Source organism: Microbacterium sp. USTB-Y (assembly GCF_023703415.1).
Lineage (GTDB): Bacteria > Actinomycetota > Actinomycetes > Actinomycetales > Microbacteriaceae > Microbacterium.
Window position 1 is genome coordinate 1 of the sequence record NZ_JAGMTU010000019.1, and the last position, 695, is coordinate 695.

At 67.9% G+C, this 695-nt stretch carries 1 protein-coding gene; it reads right to left on the reverse strand.

Annotated elements, in window-relative coordinates; translation table 11 throughout:
- Positions 1–695, reverse strand: a 695-nt coding sequence (locus tag J8G10_RS19290; protein ID WP_285814525.1) for a glycoside hydrolase family 3 protein, incomplete at both ends; no start/stop codon positions are given.

Sequence of the window (695 nt, forward strand, 5' to 3'; positions counted from 1 at the left end):
CCACGCAGCACGTCCGACAGCAGCCAGTCGTTCACCGTGATCGGGACCCCGTCCGTGCTCTGATACCCGAGCATGAACGTGCGACACCCCTCCCGCGCGACCCGCTCGAACGGCGGCAGGAACCACGACCGGAGCTTGCGGCGTGAGATATCCGCCTCCGACGCGTCCCGCCCGCCCTGCGTCTCCGAATACCCCGCGAAATGCTTCGCCGTCGCCAGCACCGCCGTCGGATCCGACAGCCCCTTCCCCTGATACCCGCGGACCATCGCGCTCGCGAGTTCCCCGATCAGGAACGGGTCCTCCCCGAACGTCTCACTGACCCGCCCCCACCGCAGATCCCGGGCGATGCACAACACCGGCGAGAACGTCCAATGCACCCCCGTCGCCGACACCTCCTCCGCCGTCGCCCGCGCCACCCGCTCCACCAGCACCGGATCCCACGACGCGGCCATCCCCAACTGGGTCGGATAGATCGTCGCCCCGGGCCAGAACGAATGCCCGTGAATGCAGTCCTCCCCGACCAGCAACGGGATCCCCCACCGCGTCAGCGCCGTCAACCGGTTCGCCTCCACGATCCGCTCCGGCGACGTATGCAACACCGACCCCACATGACGACGCAGCACATGATCAGCCAGATCATCCCGCGCATCCAACTGCAGCATCTGACCCACCTTCTCCTCCACCGACAACCGACC